The sequence below is a fragment of the Allomuricauda sp. CP2A genome (genome assembly GCF_001683915.1).
Taxonomy (GTDB): Bacteria; Bacteroidota; Bacteroidia; order Flavobacteriales; family Flavobacteriaceae; genus Flagellimonas.
In genome coordinates this window covers 1-460 of the sequence record NZ_LXTT01000164.1, presented here as the reverse complement: position 1 = coordinate 460, position 460 = coordinate 1, and the positions used below count along the sequence as shown (strand labels likewise).

General features: G+C 29.1%; 1 protein-coding gene. It reads right to left on the bottom strand.

The window, feature by feature from the left end:
• Positions 1-103: 103 nt before the first annotated feature.
• On the bottom strand, positions 104-460 hold a 357-nt coding region (locus A7D14_RS20165), incomplete at its 5' end, for a hypothetical protein (protein WP_176712452.1).

The window sequence follows — 460 nt, the reverse complement described above, 5'->3', positions numbered from 1 at the left end:
CTACCATAAATTAACATTTATACTCTCCTTACTATGTTGAAGAAATAATATGATTCAGACAACAAATTGCCGTTCTTTATTTTCCACAGAGATTCTACTATTCTCATGTACTCTTAGTAATTACTTTTTCCTGCATTAATCTATACTTCTCAAAAGCATCACTTTTCTTTATTTTTTTTTCTATAGATGGAGTCTCCCTTTTCCCAAGAATTTTTGGATTTATATATTTTTTTTGAACCACTTGATTATCAACTTCTTTAATATTCAGGAAGTCCAATAGTTTCCCTAACTCTTGTTCATTTTGTATTGAGGTATTTTCGAAAAACGCATAATTCTTATATTTTTCCGAATACTCAAGCATTATCTTACTGATATTTTGATATTCTTCAAGAAAATCTTCTAGTTTATGGCCATACTCCCACCATTTATAGTGATTAACCGAAACCCATTGATTTATAGG